Origin of the sequence: Mesorhizobium sp. M0626, from assembly GCF_040320665.1 — a bacterium.
GTDB lineage: Bacteria > Pseudomonadota > Alphaproteobacteria > Rhizobiales > Rhizobiaceae > Mesorhizobium.
On sequence record NZ_JAMYQD010000011.1, the window covers coordinates 28,010 to 43,382 of the forward strand.

Here is a 15,373-nt window from a genome sequence, read left to right on the forward strand (position 1 = left end):
GGGCGCTAGTCTTTGCTGGCGCCCCGCGCGGTCCGGTCCTTGGGAGGATACCACCTGCTGCGCTTTGTTCCGACTCCTGTCCTCAGCTCGTGGCGAGTTCCATCACCGCGACATTGCTGGCCTCGCTGCGGCCGAGAATGCCGCGCTGGCGGCCGCGGCTCAGCACCAGCACGCGGTGCGACAGCCCCAGCACCTCCTCGAGGTCGGAGCTCACCACCACCACCGCCATGCCGGAACGGGCGAGGTCGGCGATGACGTCGTAGATCGCAGCGCGCGCACCGACATCGATACCGCGCGTCGGCTCATCGAGGATGAACACCTTCGGCGGGCGTGACACCCATTTGGCGATGATCACCTTCTGCTGGTTGCCGCCGGAAAGCTTGCTGACCGCCTGGCCAGGTTTGCCCTTGACCCCGAGCCTTGCGATGCCGGCTTCGGCGAATTTCTGCACCGCTTTCGGAAACACCCAGCCCTTCGGCGCGACATGGTCGAAATTGCCGAACGCCAAATTCTCGCCGATGGTCTGGTCGAGCACGACGCCTTGCGCCTTGCGGTCTTCCGGCACCAGCACGACGCCGGCCTTGATCGCTGCCGCCGGCCCGCTGAGATGCACCGATTTGCCGGCAACGCGCACCGAGCCCGACGAGATCGGATCGGCGCCGGCGATCGCCCGCACCAGTTCGGTGCGGCCGGCGCCGATCAACCCGGCAATGCCGAGGATCTCGCCTGCTTTGACCGAGAAGGAAACGTTGTTGAAGCTCTTCTCCGGCGAGGACAGGTTGTCGACCTCGAGCAGCGTCTCCTCGCGCGGCGGCGTCAAGTGTGGGAACATCCGCTCGACCGAGCGGCCGACCATCTGCTCCACTACTGTGCGCACGGGAATATCGGCGCGTTCGTGGCGGGCGACGATGCGTCCGTCGCGCATCACAACCACGCGGTCGGCAATCTGCGCGATCTCGTCGAGACGATGGCTGATGTAGATGAAGGACATGCCCTCCGCCTTGAGCTTGCGGATCTGCTGGAACAAAAGCTCCGTTTCCTCGCCGCCAAGCGCTGCGGTCGGTTCGTCGAAGATCAGCAATTCGGCATTGAGCGTCAACGCCTTGGCGATCTCGACCTGTTGCTGGGCGGCGATGCGCAGCGTGCCCACCTTGCGCTCGGGCGAGACGTCGAGGCCAAGCCGCTTCAACTGCGCCGAGGCCTTGGCGTTCATCGCTGCGCGGTCGATGCGGCCGCCGCGCATCGGCAGGCGCCCGACATAGACGTTCTCCGCCACCGACAGATCCGGCAGCAGCTTCAGTTCCTGATGGATCATGCCCACACCGGCATCGATGGCGGCGGCGGGCGAGGCGGGGGAATAGGGCTTCCCCCGCCAGATGATGGTGCCCGCGTCGGGCCGGGTCGAGCCGGCGATGATATTGGACACCGTCGACTTGCCGGCGCCGTTTTCGCCGAGCAGCGCCACAACCTCGCCCGGCCGCACCTCGAAGCTCGCATCGGCCAGGACCTGGACCGGTCCGTAGCTCTTGCAGAGGCCGTTGACGAAAAGCCCGTTGTGCGGGCTTTCGCTGTGGCGAGGATCAGGAGACATCGTGGCGCTCTCTCTAAGCGGTGCCGCAGGTTACGGGTGCTTGGCGATGAACTGCTCGACATTGTCCTTGGTGGTCAGCGTCGCATCCTGCAGCTGCTCGGCCGGAACGCTTTCGCCGGCCACCAGCTTGATCGCCGCATCAACGGCGAGCCGGCCCATGCCTTGCGTCTGCTGCGTCGCGGTGACGTCGAACACGCCGTCCTTCAGCGCCTTGAGTGCGGCCACGTCGCCATCGAAGCCGGCAACCCAGACCTTGTGGCCGGGATTGGCGACCTTGACCGCCTGTGCCGCGCCCAGCGCCAGCGCATCGGCCTGGCCGATGACGATGGAGACATCGGGATGCGACTGCAGCAGGTCCTGCGTCAGCTTGAAGCCTTCGTCCTGGTGCCAGCCTTCGCTCCACAATTCGCCGACCACCTTGATATCGGGATAGGCCTTGAGCGCTTCGCCGCAGCCCTTCGAGCGATCGACTTCCGGCGTGGTGCCCTTCTGGCCGTGGATGATGATCAGTTCGCCTTTGCCGCCGGCCTGCTTGGCGATGTAGTCGCACACCGCCTGCGCCGAGGCGACACTGTTGGTGGCGATGAAGGTGTCGCCGGGCGCGCCGTCGGCGTTGCGGTCGACATTGACGACCGGGATGCCGGCAGCCTTGGCGGTCTTGGTCGGCACGGTGGCGGCTGTGGCGCCGGCCGGAATGTAGATCAGCGCGTCGATGTTCTGCGTGATCAGATCCTGGACCTGGCTGACCTGGGTCGCTGAATCGCCCTTGGCGTCGACGGTGACGATCTCGATGCCCTTCTCCTTGCCGTAGGCTTCGACCGACTGCTTGATCTGGTTGAAGAAGTCGGCCTGCAAATTGGCCACGGCGAGGCCGAGTTTCTTGGCCTCCTTGGCCGAGGCCATGTCGGTCAGCCCGAGCATAGGAATGATGGCGGCAGCGGCGAGCAGCAGTGAACGTTTGGTCAGCATGTTTTTCCTCCGTTGATAGTCAAACTGTCCCGCCAGCGCATCGCGCCCCTTGGAACATCCCAGTTTCGGATCGACCGATCCGTCTATCGCCCGGACGCTCCGGGCGAATTCTCAATTGTGCCCCGTTCTCTATCGCGCCCTGCGCCGCCAGGTATCGCTGGCGACCGCCAGCGCGATCACCACGCCGATCACCACCTGCTGGATGAAGGGCGAGACGCCGAGCAGATTGAGCCCGTTGCGCAGCACGCCGATGATGAGCACGCCGACCGCGGTGCCGCCGATCGAGCCGACGCCGCCCGACAGGCTGGCGCCGCCGATCACCACCGCCGCGATGGTGTCGAGCTCATAGCCGAGGCCGGAACTCGGCTGCACCGAATCCAGCCGCGCGGCAAGCACAATGCCGGCAAGACCCGCAAGCACGCCGCAGATGGCGTAGACCCAGTTGGTCAGCGACTTCACCGGAATGCCGGAGAGCCGCGCCACCTCGGCGCTGCCGCCGATGGCGTAAAGGCTGCGGCCGGTGGCGCGGTAGTTGAGGAAGATGGCGAAGACGATCGCCAGCACCATCATCACCCCGACTGTGACCGACAGGAAGCCGAAATGGCGGATGATCGACAGGCTGGTGAACCAGTCGGGAAAGCCGACGATCTGCGAACCGTCGGTGATCATGTTGGCAAGGCCGCGCGCCACCGACATCATCGCCAGCGTCGCGATGAACGGCGGCAGCCGGGTGACGGTCACCAGCAGGCCGGACACCAGTCCGCAAAGGCCGGCGACGACCAGTGCTGCAACGACGCCGGCGGCAAGGCCGAGATTGAGATAGTCGGGGTGGGCGACGAAGCCCATCACCATGGCGGCCAGCGCCAGCACCGAGCCGACCGAGAGATCGATGCCGCCGATCAGGATCACCAGCGTCATGCCGATTGCCATGATGCCGAGCACGGTGATCTGGTCGAGTACGTTGAGGATGTTGCGCATGGTGAGGAACGTGTCGGTGGTCAACGTCAACGCCAGGCAAAGCAGCAGCAGCCCGATCAGCGGCCCCATGGTTCCGGCAAACAGCGCCGAAAGCTTCGCGGCCGTCGCACCTTGAGTGCCGGGCGCGGCTTTCAACTCGCCAGCCTTCGACTCGCTTGCATCATTACTCACGGCCACTTCGTCTCCTCCGTCAGCGAAACGGCGATGGCCTGCCGTCCGCTCTTGTTCACCAGGCACCTCCCTGTGAACAATTTATCTTTGATATGCAATTTTGTTCAGCTAAACTGTTCATTAGAAAATTGTCAAGAGCCGTTGCGCCATTCGGCGGTGGTTTGCGCCACCGGGCGGTTTGTCCTAGGGAAGGCCAGGGGGTGGCGCTTGCGGAAAGATTTCCGAAATTTGCCGCGGGAGGGCAAAAGATGGCGACCGTCGAAAACGAGAAGGCCTCGCGCTTCCCCGATGCCGAGCTCAAGGCCCGGGCCGCCTGGCATTACTATGTCGAAGGTCTGACGCAAGAGCGCATTTCCGAGATCCTCGGCGTCGGCCGCATCAAGGTGCACCGCATTCTCTCCGCTGCGCGAGAGGAGGGCATCGTGCAGTTCCGCATTCGCGACAGTGTCGTCGAATGCGTGCAGCTCGAGGAGAGCCTGAAGCAGCGTTTCGGGCTCAGCCAGGCGGTCGTGGTGCCATCAGCCGCTGATCGCAGCAACGCGCCGCTGATGATCGGCCACGCGGCTGCCGCCTATCTCGCCGACAATGTGAATGCCGGCGACGTCATTGCGCTGGGCTGGGGCCGCACGCTGAAATTCGCCATCAACGAATTGCCGAGGCGGCCGATCGCCAGGACGACGGTCGTCTCGATGCTCGGCGGCCTCACCCACGCGCAGCCGCTCAACCCGACCGAAAGCGCCTGGGAGTTCGCCGAAAAGATCGGCGCTGAATGTTTCCTGCTGCCGGTGCCGGTCTATGCCGACAAGCCGGAACAGCGCGATGCCTTCATGAGCCAGCGCAGCGTCCAGGATGTCGTCTTCCGCGCGCGCCGCGCCAACATCGCCGTGCTCAGCGTCGGCTCGTTTTCCAAGGACAGCCCGATCGCCAATTACGGCTTCATCAAGCCGAGCGAACTTGAGGAACTGCAGGCCGCCGGCGCGGTCGGAGACCTCTTGTGCCATTTCATCGACGCCGAGGGCCACCCGGTCGACCATGAGGTCAACCGCCGCGTCTGCGCCTATCCGCTGCAGGATTTGTCCGATATTCCGAGCATCATACTGGTTTCAGGTGGTCAGGAGAAGGTCGCTGTGATGCGCGCGGCGCTGGCCAACACCAGGATTTCGGTGCTGATCACCGATGAGGATGCGGCCAAAGGCCTGCTCAATCGTTGAGCGCTGTCCGGCGTCGGTCAGAATTCGCAGGGCTCCGGACGACTGTCGTCCGACCAGTCGGCCAGTGCGATCGGCACGAATTTTCCCGCGACCGGTTTGCCGTCGTCCAGGTCCTTTGAGGCAACGCCTCTGCCGGTGAGAAAATTGATGTCGCAACCGCCCAGCGTCGTCTCGACCGAGCCGTCGGCTTTCTGAACATTCCAGTCCCAGTCGCGACTGTAGCCGGCGACAAGGAATTTACCGCCGCGCCAGACGATGGTCAGCGTTGTATCCCATGATTTGTTGGCGCCGCAGCCGAAGCACGAGGTGACGACAAGCGATCCCTTGCCCTTGCTTTCGAGCCCGAGAATACGGTCCTGCGTCAGCGCCTTTTTGACAAAGTCAGGCTTGCGCGAAGGATCGAGCTTTCCTTCGCCGGCAGCCAGATAGATCGAGAGATCCGCCAGCCCGGTGTCGGAATCCGCCGCGATCGCGGCCCGATCCATCCTGCCGTCATTGTCCATGTCGAGCGTGACCTCGAAGGGCGGCTCGTCCTGCGCACGCGCCGTCATCGGAGCTGCCGCAAGCGCGACAATCCAGGGCAGGGCGGCAAGGTGAAATACTGCTTTCATGAGCCCGATGAGTCTAGCATTGGCCGGGCAGGACGCAAAATCGGCAAGCTGGGCAGGTTGGGCATGGGAGCCTCACGCAGGCAAGCTGCGCTTGAACTCAGATCGCACCGAGCCGCGCGTGGATGTCGCGTGTCGCGTGATAGAGGTCGCGGTAGATCGCCTTGCGCGCCCGGTAAGCCGGCACCAGCGTCATATCCGGATCGACACGCCTGGCCGGCGCCGCCGCCATTGCCTTGGCGGCGTCTTCCGCCGAGGCGAACCAGCCGATCGCCGAAGCAGCCAGCATGGCCGCGCCAAGGGCCGCCGCCTCGTTGACCGGCGACACGAACAGCGGCCGCTCCAGCACGCTGGCCATGATCTTCATCAGCAGCGCCGAATTGGTGCCGCCGCCGGCGGAAATCATCTCTCCCGACTTGCCGCCGCTTTCGGCCTCCATCGCCTCGCTGGCGATGGCCTGCTCCAAAGCGATGCCTTCCAGCGTGGCGCGGAAGAGATGCCTGGGCTCATGGTCGAGCGACAGGCCAACAACGGCGCCGCGCGCCGCGCCATCCCAATAGGGGCTCATGACGCCGGCCCAATAGGGCATGACCAAAAGACCGTCGCCGCCGGCCGCAACATCGACCGCACCCTTCTCCAGTTCTGCCGCGGAAGACGCGCCGGTGGTGCGCACGATCCAGTCGACCAGTTGCATGCCCGAGCGCAGCACGGTTTCCAGCATGAAGCCGGAGCCGGTCGGCGAGACCAGCGTGCGAAACGCATCCGAAGTGGTGACCGTGCCGGAATAGCAGCCGCTGACGACGCCGGAGCCGAGCGAGAGATAGCTCCTGCCGGCACCATAGACGCCCATGCCGAGACCCATGGCCTGGCCATCGCCGGCGCCGGCGACAATTGGCGTGCCCGCTTTGAGGCCAGTCAGCTGGGCAATGCTTTCGGCAAGGCCGCCGCAGATTTCGCCTGGGCCGATCAGCGCCGGCAACTGCCGTGGCTGCAACCCTGCAGCCGAGACAAGCTCAGGGTGCCATTCGCCTGTCGTGACATCGAGCAAGCCGAGCGGGTCGGCACTTGCCGTGCTGGTTACCAGCCGTGCGGTCAGCCGGTGAACGAAGAAGCCATGAACATCGACCAGGGCGGCGGCGTTGGCCAGCACCTGCGGCTGGTGTTCCGCCAGCCAGGCGATGGCATAGAGCGCCGGCGTCGGATCCGGCGGCTTGCCGCTCCAGTCGCGGATCGTCTCGCGGCCAAGCTCGGCCGACAGCTTGGCGACTTGAGGCCGGGCGCGCTCGTCAAGCCACAGGATCGCCGGGATGAGCGGCGTGCCGGCCTGATCGATCAGGGTGAAGGTCTCGCGCTGATGGGCTATGGCAATTGCCGCCACGCGCGCGGCGCCGACCTTGTCGGCAACCTGCTTCAGCGCACTGATAAGGGCTGCCCACCAATGTTCGGCATCCTGCTCGAAATGGCCGGGCTTAGGATTGGCCAGCGGATAGGCCTCGCGCGCCTGGAACAGCTCCGCGCCGTCGCCGGTGAAGGCGATCGCCTTCACCGCCGTCGTCGAGGCATCGATCCCGATAACGACATCGTCCATCACAGGGAGATCCCGAAGGTTCAGGCGGCGTTGGTCACAAACTGTCCATCCGACTGGTCTAGACGGCGGCGGATCTGCGTTATCACCATCGAATCGTCGGGTACACAATTTTCATAGGTAAGGAAGTCGCCGGTCTTGACCGGCTTGACCACCTTGGCGCGTTCGGCAATCCCGAGCGGCAGCGCGCCCTTGGCGCGGGCGTCCTCCCAGGTCATGGCGAAGCCGCGATAGTCGTTCTCGCCGATCATGCCGAGCGATTGGCCCGCGCCGAGATCGCTCTTGGCCACCGCCACCGCTTCGGCGACCGGATGGTCGAGGGGCTCCATGTCGGCGCGTTTGTAGACAACGGCGCGCGCCGCCGACAGTGGCACTTCAAGGCTTGTCAGGTGATAGGGACGGTAGATCGTGAAATAGGGGCCCTTGCCGACCTTGAGGTCGACCATGCGCTCCAGCACGCGCGGATGCCTCGTTTCGATGATGCAGAACACGCCGGGCGCCACGCCCTTGCCGATAGAATAGTCCACCACGCCCTTGCGGTGCAGCACGCCGCCATCCTCGCGCGGGCAAAGCACGCTGGCCAGTTCCTCCAGCGTCGCCGTCGGGCCGTGCATGCCCGGCACGTCGGGCACCAGCCCGGTGGCGTTGGCGATAGCCACCATCTCGATCGCCGTCTTGGAACCGTCGACGAACTCGACCAGCATGCGCGCATTCATGTTGCGCTCGGCCGCTTCCTTCTCGTAGTCGGCGGGCATGGCGTCGATCTTGAGCGGGTTGTTTTTGCCCTTGCCGGCGGCGATGATGTTGAAGCCGAGGCTCTTGGCGAAGCCGATGATCTCCAGCGTGCAGGCGGGTTCGTCGCCGGCCGCACCGGTGTAGACCACGCCGGCCTTGCGCGCTTCCTCCTTGAGGAAGCGGCCGATCGTAATGTCCGCCTCGACATTGAGCATAACGATGTGCTTGCCGTTCTTCATCACTTCGAGCGCAAACAGCGTGCCGATGTTGGGATTGCCTGTCGCGTCGATGATGACATCAATGCGGCCGGCCGCGGCCAGCGCATGCAGATCTTCGGTGACAGCGATCTTGCCGGCCTCGATGGCGCGGTCGATGGCAGAGGCGTTCGCAGCCTGGACGATGTCGGAGCGGTCATGGCCGGCGAGCAGTGCGGCATCGATCGCCGCTTGCGGCCGCACCTCGGAAATGGCACCGATCCGCATGCCCGGCATCAGCGCCACCTGGACGACGATGTCGGTGCCCATCTGCCCGGCGCCGGCGAGTCCGATGGTGATGGGCCCTTGGGCTTCAGCGCGCTGCAGAAGTTCCGCTGCAAATTGCGGATGGGCCATATCGCTTCCTCCAGTCACGACGCGCCGCAGCGTCAAATCATCATTTTGAACATTCCTATTTCCATCTGAAAAATATTTCAACCCACAAATCGGAGAATGGCTGCAGGACCAAATCTCCCACGGAGGATTCGTGGGGTGACAGCTTCATGCTGCGCTTGATCTCAGCCGATCTCTAGGAAAGGCTTGCCGAGCAGGTCGGGCACGACATCGATGCCGAGGCCGGGCCCGTCGGGAATGCCCATGTGGCTGCCGGTGACCGGTGGGGCGTTGGAGGCCGTGCGCACCGTCACCCACTCATGGAAGGCGATGGCGTGCAGCCGGCGTTCTTCCGGCGTCGACAGCGACAGATGCGCCATCGCCGCCGTGTCGATCTCGGCGCCGCCCGTATCCTCGACGGTGATCATGAAACCGAGATCGACGGCGACGTCGCGGATTTGCCTTGTCCTGGTTACGCCGCCCAGCCGCGAAATCTTCAGCGTCAGCCCATCGGCGGCGCCGAGGCGATGGATTTCCAGCATCGCCTCGAGCGAGATGACGCTCTCGTCCAGCACCATCGGCTTGTCGAGCATGCGGCGCACCGACATGTTCTCCTCGATCGTCGTGCAGGGCTGCTCGAACGTGTAGTCGATGCCGCGCGTTGCATCGGCGAACTGCCGCGCCTGGTAGGGTGTCCAGCCGGCATTGGCGTCGCAGAAAATCACCGTGCCTTTCGGCACGGCCGAAGCGACTGCGCTCACCCGCTCGATGTCTTCATGCACATTGCCGCCGACCTTGACCTGCAGCCGGCGGCAGCCCTGGGCGATGATCCTTTTGGCCAGTGCCGCCATCTGGTCGAGCGTGCCGTGGGTGACGACGCGGTAGGTCTCCGCCATGTCGCTCTCGCGGCCGCCAAGCATGGTCACCAGCGGCACGTCGGCGGCCCGGGCCGCCAGATCCCAGCAGGCCATGTCGAGCGCCGACTTGATGTAGGGATGCCCCTTGAACACCGTATCCATCAATCGGCCGATGCCGGCGAGGCCACGCGGGTCTTGGCCGATCAGGTGCGGCGCGATCTCGACCACGCCCGCGCGCGTTCCCGCCGGAAAGGCGGCCGAATAGAAATTGCCGAGCGGCGCCATCTCGCCCCAGCCGGTCACGCCGCTGTCGGAGGTGATGGCGACGATCACCGCATCGAAGCAGTCTGCAACCCGCCCCTTTGACATGCGGTAGGGCCCGTCCACGAAGGGCTGCACGACGCGATAGGCCTTGATGGTTTTGATCTGCACTTGTCTGTCCGTTGTCTCTAGGCGTTGAGGAGGGTCAGCCCTTCGATGTTCCGCTGATCGAGGCCACGCGCATAGGCAAGCAGCTCTTCGAAATCGAGGTCGATATGCTCGCGCGCATGGCGCTGGGCAGCGCGCATGTCGGCGCCCTTCAAGAGCCGCACATAGGTTTCGTGGAGATCTTCGGCCGGCACCGGCTCGTTGCGGGCCCGCTGGTGCAGGGCAAAGTACATCTGCAGCCGGCTGGTCAGCCGCTGCCAAGTTTCCAGCAGCACCGAATTGTCGGCCCATTCATAGATCAGCCCGTGCAATTGCAGTGCGGTCTCGATCTGGCGGGTGGTGTCGCGCGCGCCCGTTGCCTGCTTCACCGCTTCGTGGCGGCGGTCGAGTTCATCGAAGAAGCGCTGGTCGCGCAGCTTCCATGTCCGCTCGATGGCGAATTCATCGAGCACCTTGTTCAGCGAGTAGGCGTCGTCAATGTCCTTGGCGGTGACATCGATGACGAAGGTGCCGGCATAGGGAATGCTGGTCAGGATGCCTTCCTGCACCAGCTCGCGCATAGCTTCGCGCAAAGGCGCGCGGCTGACCCGCATCTGCTCAGCGATCCTCAGCTCGCTCAGCTTTTGGCCGGGTTCCAGCTGGCCGATCAGGATCGCCCGCCGCAACAGCGCAACGATCTCGGCTCGGCGTGTCGTATCCGCGATCGGATTGAAGTCCAGCTTGGCCATTCCGTCACTCCAGTGAGAGCCGGAAACAGACAAGCAGATTGTCGACAATCCTACAATATATTCCGGATTCTTGTGCCTTGCGGTTACCCAAAAACGGCGTGCGGCGCTCCATAAAAAAACGGCGCCCTCGGCGTGGAAGCCGAAGGCGCCGCAGGACCGGGGCTGATGGGGGTTATCAGCTGGCCGGTTTCTCCTGGGGCAACGGCGAGATCGGCATTCCTGGTCCGATCTTCTGCAGATTGCCCGTTATCACCTGGTCGCCTTCGGCAACGCCGCTGAGGACCGCCACAAGGTCGCCGCTGGTCGCGCCAAGCGAGACGATGCGCTGGTCGACCGTGTTGCCCTTGCCGACGACATAGACATATTTGCCGAGCTGGCTCGAACCCAGCGCCACCTGCGGCACCATCAGCGCCTCGGGCAGCTGCTTGATGTGCAGCCGCACGCGGACATACTGGCCCGGCAGCAGCGAGAACTTCGCATTGCCGATGGTGGCGCGCGCCGTAATCGTGCCGGTCGAGTGGTCGACCGTGTTGTCGATGAAGGTGAGTTCGCCCTTCTGGCTGGCTTCGGTCTCGCCGGGCAGCAGCACCTCGACCTCGATCGGGCCGGCGGCGCGGGCCTGTTCGATTTCGGCCAGGTCCGTCTCGCTCGGATTGAAGGTGACGTAGATCGGGTCGAGCTGCACCAGCGTGTTCAGCACCGTGCCGGCGACGCTGACCAGCGTGCCGACCGAAGCCTGGTTGCGGCCGACGCGGCCGGCAAACGGAGCGTGGATTTCGGCGTAGCTCAAATTGAGCTCGGCCGTCCGCACCGCCGCCTGGTTGACGGCAAGCGACGCTTCGGCCTGGCGCAAGGTGCTCGTGCGCTGGTCGAACCCGTCCTTGGCGAGATAACCGCTCTTGGCGAGTTCGGAGCCGCGGCCGAGATTGGAGCGTGCATAGTCGAGGCTCGCCTGGTCGCGCTGCACTTCGGCCTTGGCCTGGTCGAGAGCCGCCTTGAAGTCGTCGGGCGAGATCTTGTAGAGCAGATCACCCTGGCGCACATCGGCGCCGTCCTCAGCCGTCTGCTCCTGCAGATAGCCGGGCACGCGGGCCTGCAAGGTGACGCTGCGGATCGCCTCGATGCGGGCGGCGTAGTCGAGATAGATCGGGATCGTCTTCTTGACCACGCTCGTCACCGGCACCGGCATGACGAATGCCGCAGGTGCTGCCGTCGCTGCCGCCGTGCCGGCATTGAGGCTGAGATTGCCCATGTCGAGGAAGTGGACGCTTGCCACCGAGATCGCTCCCAGGGCGACGGCCGTTCCCAAAGCTATTTTCCATTTACGCATTTTGGTCTCCAATTCTATTCGGCTGCTTCGGCCAGGCGCATCGGCGCTGGTTCGGCAGTCGGTTCATTATTGTCCTGGTCATGAGCAGCGTTGCGTTCGCTGCGCACGCGGCGTTCGCGCAGCTGTTCGATGACCGCGTAGAAGACCGGCACGAAGACCAGCGACAGGATGGTCGCCGCGACCATGCCGCCAAACACGGTGGTGCCGATCGACTGCCGGCTTGCCGCACCCGCACCCGTCGCAAACATCAGCGGCAGCACGCCGAGGATGAAGGCGAAGGCCGTCATCAGGATCGGCCGCAGCCTCAGCCGCGCGGCTTCCATCGCCGCGTCGACAATGCTCAAGCCTTCCTCGCGCCGCCGCCTTGCAAACTCGACGATCAGGATCGCGTTCTTGGCGGCGAGGCCGATCAGCATGACGAAGCCGATCTGCGAGTAGACGTCGATCTGCATGCCGCGCAGGAACAGGGCTGCGAAGGCGCCGAACAGGGCCAGTGGCACCGCCAGCAGCACCATGAACGGCATCGCCCAGCTCTCATACTGCATCGCCAGGATCAGGAAGACGAAGACGATGGCGAGGCCGAAGACGACCGACGCGATCGATCCTGCCTTGAGCTCCTGGAAGGTGATGCCGGTCCATTCGAAGCCGAAATCCCTGGGCAAAGCGGTGGCGGCGGCCCGTTCCATCGCGGCAACCGCCTGGCCCGACGAGAAGCCGGGGGCTGCGCCGCCATTGATCGTGGCCGAGGCGTTGTTGTTGTAGTGCGGCACGGTTTCCGGGCCGACGAACGGCACCAGTTTGCCCAGTGTGCTCAGCGGCACCATGCCGCCGGAGGCGTTGCGCACATAGAGCCGCGAAAGGTCGCCTGCGTCGGCACGTGCATCCTTGTCGGCCTGGATGGTCACCCGGAAGGTGCGGCCGAACAGGTTGAAGTCGTTGACGTAGAGCGAGCCGAGATAGATCTGCAGCGTGTTGAAGACGTCGGGCAGGTTGAGGCCGAGCAGTTTGGCCTTGCTGCGGTCGAGGTCGTAGTTGAACTGCGGCGTCGAGGTCGAGAACGGCGAGAACAGCTGCTGCGGGTTGATTTCCGGCTGCTTGCGCGCCTCGGCGATCACGGCTTGCGTCGCGTCGTTGAGGGCTGAACTGCCGCGCCCGGTGAGATCCTCGACGACGAATTCGAAGCCGCCCGTGGTGCCGATACCCGGGATCGAAGGCGGATCGAAGGACAGCGCGAAGGCTTCCGGAATCTGCATCAGCTTGCCGCGCACGTCGGCGACGAGCTTCGACGCGCTCTGGTCGGGGCCGCGCTCTTCCCACGGCTTCAGGATGGCGAACTCGACAGCCGAGTTCGACTGCGCCGCACTGGTCAGGAAGTTCAGGCCGCTGATCGAACCGACAATCTCGACTCCGGGCGTAGCTTGGAGGATGTCGCGCGCCTTCTGGGCCACCGCGTCGGTGCGCTCCAGCGAGGCGCCGTCAGGCAGCTGGATGACGACGAAGAAGTAACCCTGGTCCTCGACCGGAAGGAAGGTCGAGGGCAGCTTCTGCCAGACGAAGTAGGTGGCCACCAGGCCGGCCGCGAACAGACCGAGCATGATCCAGCGCAGCCGGATGAGGATACGCACGCCGTGCGCATAGGCATGCGACAGCCTGTCGAAGCCCGTGTTGAACCAGCGGAATGGGGCGAACTGCGTCTCGCCGCGATGGCGCAGGAAGGCGGCACTCAGCGCCGGGCTGAGCGTCAGCGAGTTGAAGGCGGATATGCCGACCGAAATCGCCACCGTCAGCGCGAACTGATTGTAGAGCTTGCCGGAGACGCCAGGAATGAAGGCGACGGGCACGAAGACGGCCATCAGCACCGCGGTGGTGGCGATGATCGGTCCGGTGACCTCGGCCATCGCGGCCTTGGTCGCCGCCAGCGGTTTGAGGCCCGCCTCCAATTGACGCTCGACATTTTCCACCACCACGATGGCGTCGTCGACGACGAGGCCGATGGCCAGCACCATGCCGAGCAGGGAGAGCATGTTGAGCGAGAAGCCCATCATTTCCATGACGACCATCGTCGCCACCAGCGACACCGGAATGGCGATGGTCGGGATGATCGTCGTGCGCCAGCTCTGCAGGAAGATGAACACCACGGCCACGACCAGCACCAGCGCTTCGCCAAGCGTGATCAGCACGTCGTGCATCGATGCCGACACGAAGCGCGTCGTGTCGTAGTGCATGGCGTAGCTGACGCCCTTGGGGAAACGGGCCGACAGTTCCTGCATCTTGTCCTTGACGTGCTGCTGCAGATCGAGCGCGTTGGAACCGGGCATCTGGTAGACGGCCAGCACCACCGTCGGGTCCTTGCCAAAGAAGGCCGACGACGAATATTGCAGCGCGCCGAGCTCGATGCGGGCGACGTCGCGCAGCCGCACCAGCGAGCCGGTGCCGGTGTTGGCGCGCACGACGATGTCGCCGAACTCCTTGGGGTCGCTCAGGCGGCCGACGGCGTTGACCTGCATCTCGAAGGCGGTGCCGGCGGGCGCCGGCGACTGGCCGATCTTGCCGGCCGCCACCTGGACGTTCTGTTCCGAGATGGCGTTCTGGACGTCGACAGCGGTGATGCCGAGATTGGCGAGCTTGTCCGGATCGAGCCAGACGCGCATCGAATAGCGGCGTTCGCCGAAGATCTGCACGTCGCCGACGCCGGGCAGCCGCTTCAAAGGATCGACAACCTGCAGATAGGCGAGGTTGCTCAGCGCCACCGGATCGACCGAACTGTCGGGCGAGGTCAGATTGACGATGAGGACGAAATTCGGGTTCTGCTTCTTGATCGTCACGCCACCCTGGTTGACGATCGCCGGCAGCGACGAGGCGGCTTGCGAGACGCGGTTCTGGACGTCGACGGCCGCGGTGCTCAGGGAATAGCCGACATCGAAGGTGATGGTGATGGTCGAGGAGCCGTCATTGGAGCTCGACGACGACATGTAGGTCATGCCTTCGACGCCGTTGATCTGCTGCTCCAGCGGCGTCGTCACCGTATCGGCGACCACTTGCGCGCTGGCGCCCGGATAATGCGCACTGACCACGACCTGCGGCGGCGTGATGTCGGGAAACTGCGAAACCGGCAAAAGGAAATAACAAATCGTCCCGGCGAGCACCATGATGATGGCGATCGCCGAGGCGAAGATCGGACGATGGATGAAATAATTTACCACGACACGCAAACCTCTTTTGAAGAACGGGCCTCTTTAAAAGAACCGGCCTCTTTAAAAGAACCGGCCTCTTTAAAAGAATGGGCAGAACGGGACAGCCGCTTGGCGCGCACTGAGCCCGGGTCCTGCAAAAAATAGGAAGACGGCGCCACGCCGCTGAGACCTTGTTCATCGGCCACGGTCCTCAGCATCGCTTCGAAGGCGCGCGGATTGATGCGGTCCGCCTTCATCACCAGCCGGATCATCGGATCCCGGATGGCTTCATCGATGGTCAAATCCTTGCGCTGCGACATTGGAGCGTCTCCATTCCAGCGGCCCGCATCGGATGATCGCGAACCGGTTTTCATCTCTTCACCGGCCGGAGCCGCATGATCTGCAATTTTCACCCTTTGTG

Annotated in this window: 12 protein-coding genes; 1 reads left to right on the top strand and 11 read right to left on the bottom strand. The window is 64.3% G+C overall.

The annotated features are described in order from the left end of the window. Positions 1-82: 82 nt before the first annotated feature. The 3 genes from NKI37_RS15315 to NKI37_RS15325 form a co-directional block, all read right to left on the bottom strand. Positions 83-1,591, bottom strand: coding sequence for a sugar ABC transporter ATP-binding protein (locus tag NKI37_RS15315; protein WP_023668530.1), 1,509 nt, complete (start codon positions 1,589-1,591; stop codon positions 83-85). Positions 1,592-1,621: 30 nt separating this feature from the next. After that, positions 1,622-2,560 (bottom strand): sugar ABC transporter substrate-binding protein, encoded by a 939-nt coding sequence (locus NKI37_RS15320; protein WP_023668529.1) that lies wholly within the window; start codon positions 2,558-2,560, stop codon positions 1,622-1,624. A 129-nt stretch (positions 2,561-2,689) separates the two neighbouring features. Further along, complete coding sequence (locus NKI37_RS15325) at positions 2,690-3,673, bottom strand: ABC transporter permease (protein WP_050587056.1); 984 nt, start codon at positions 3,671-3,673, stop codon at positions 2,690-2,692. Between the two features lie 284 nt (positions 3,674-3,957). Here NKI37_RS15325 and NKI37_RS15330 point away from each other — a divergent pair, with 284 nt between their 5' ends. Beyond that, the gene (locus NKI37_RS15330) at positions 3,958-4,920 is read left to right on the top strand and encodes a sugar-binding transcriptional regulator (protein WP_023668527.1); all 963 of its coding nucleotides are present in this window, start codon (positions 3,958-3,960) and stop codon (positions 4,918-4,920) included. 17 nt (positions 4,921-4,937) lie between these two features. Here the strand turns inward: NKI37_RS15330 and NKI37_RS15335 are convergent, their stop codons facing one another. The 8 genes from NKI37_RS15335 to NKI37_RS15370 form a co-directional block, all read right to left on the bottom strand. Further along, positions 4,938-5,531, bottom strand: a complete 594-nt coding sequence (locus NKI37_RS15335; RefSeq protein ID WP_023668526.1) for a hypothetical protein — start codon at positions 5,529-5,531, stop codon at positions 4,938-4,940. 97 nt (positions 5,532-5,628) lie between these two features. Next, positions 5,629-7,116 (bottom strand): xylulokinase, encoded by a 1,488-nt coding sequence (locus NKI37_RS15340; protein WP_023668525.1) that lies wholly within the window; start codon positions 7,114-7,116, stop codon positions 5,629-5,631. 20 nt (positions 7,117-7,136) lie between these two features. Then, a complete protein-coding gene (locus tag NKI37_RS15345; protein ID WP_023668524.1) occupies positions 7,137-8,459 on the bottom strand; it encodes an NAD(P)H-dependent oxidoreductase in 1,323 nt (440 codons plus the stop codon). 161 nt (positions 8,460-8,620) lie between these two features. Further along, the gene (locus NKI37_RS15350; RefSeq protein ID WP_023696609.1) at positions 8,621-9,724 is read right to left on the bottom strand and encodes a mandelate racemase/muconate lactonizing enzyme family protein; all 1,104 of its coding nucleotides are present in this window, start codon (positions 9,722-9,724) and stop codon (positions 8,621-8,623) included. 17 nt (positions 9,725-9,741) lie between these two features. Then, positions 9,742-10,449 carry a GntR family transcriptional regulator gene (locus NKI37_RS15355; protein WP_352790424.1) on the bottom strand — a complete coding sequence of 236 codons (708 nt, stop codon included), beginning with the start codon at positions 10,447-10,449 and terminating at the stop codon, positions 9,742-9,744. A gap of 175 nt (positions 10,450-10,624) precedes the next feature. Continuing rightward, positions 10,625-11,779 carry an efflux RND transporter periplasmic adaptor subunit gene (locus tag NKI37_RS15360; protein ID WP_352790426.1) on the bottom strand — a complete coding sequence of 385 codons (1,155 nt, stop codon included), beginning with the start codon at positions 11,777-11,779 and terminating at the stop codon, positions 10,625-10,627. Between the two features lie 14 nt (positions 11,780-11,793). After that, entirely contained in the window at positions 11,794-14,982 is a 3,189-nt protein-coding gene (locus NKI37_RS15365; RefSeq protein ID WP_352790428.1) for an efflux RND transporter permease subunit, read from the bottom strand. Next, a complete protein-coding gene (locus NKI37_RS15370) occupies positions 14,976-15,272 on the bottom strand; it encodes a hypothetical protein (protein WP_352790429.1) in 297 nt (98 codons plus the stop codon). The genes NKI37_RS15365 and NKI37_RS15370 overlap by 7 nt, the downstream gene beginning before the upstream one ends. Between the last annotated feature and the right edge of the window lie 101 nt (positions 15,273-15,373).

Bases quoted from the DNA above. Each gene is read 5' to 3' on its own strand.
- NKI37_RS15340 (WP_023668525.1), bottom strand. From the start codon at position 7,116: ATGGACGATGTCGTTATCGGGATCGATGCCTCGACGACGGCGGTGAAG.
- NKI37_RS15320 (WP_023668529.1), bottom strand. From the start codon at position 2,560: ATGCTGACCAAACGTTCACTGCTGCTCGCCGCTGCCGCCATCATTCCT.
- NKI37_RS15370 (WP_352790429.1), bottom strand. From the start codon at position 15,272: ATGTCGCAGCGCAAGGATTTGACCATCGATGAAGCCATCCGGGATCCG.
- NKI37_RS15360 (WP_352790426.1), bottom strand. From the start codon at position 11,779: ATGCGTAAATGGAAAATAGCTTTGGGAACGGCCGTCGCCCTGGGAGCG.
- NKI37_RS15315 (WP_023668530.1), bottom strand. From the start codon at position 1,591: ATGTCTCCTGATCCTCGCCACAGCGAAAGCCCGCACAACGGGCTTTTC.
- NKI37_RS15355 (WP_352790424.1), bottom strand. From the start codon at position 10,449: ATGGCCAAGCTGGACTTCAATCCGATCGCGGATACGACACGCCGAGCC.
- NKI37_RS15335 (WP_023668526.1), bottom strand. From the start codon at position 5,531: ATGAAAGCAGTATTTCACCTTGCCGCCCTGCCCTGGATTGTCGCGCTT.
- NKI37_RS15345 (WP_023668524.1), bottom strand. From the start codon at position 8,459: ATGGCCCATCCGCAATTTGCAGCGGAACTTCTGCAGCGCGCTGAAGCC.
- NKI37_RS15330 (WP_023668527.1), top strand. From the start codon at position 3,958: ATGGCGACCGTCGAAAACGAGAAGGCCTCGCGCTTCCCCGATGCCGAG.